Annotated in this window: 1 protein-coding gene; it reads left to right on the top strand. The window is 51.3% G+C overall.

What is annotated here, in order from left to right; genetic code table 11:
- On the top strand, positions 1-230 hold a 230-nt coding region (locus SB775_RS34390), incomplete at both ends, for a UDP binding domain-containing protein (RefSeq protein WP_410865769.1).

Here is a 230-nt window from a genome sequence, read left to right as displayed (position 1 = left end):
CTGAAAGGCAAACAAATAGCTTTGCTCGGTTTAGCTTTTAAGCCTGATACCGATGATATCAGGGAAGCGCCGGCACTTGCGATCATCGAGGAATTGCAACGCTGCGGGGCCAGTATTCGCGCTTACGATCCGATTGCATCTCCTGCAGTTCAAAAGCTTTTTCCAGGCGTTTCGTATTTCGGTACCCCTGCAGAAGCTTGCCAGGGTGCTCACGCCGCTTTGCTAGTAAC

The sequence above is a fragment of the Peribacillus sp. SIMBA_075 genome, assembly GCF_046534585.1.
This window is presented reverse-complemented; position numbering and strand designations above follow the sequence as displayed.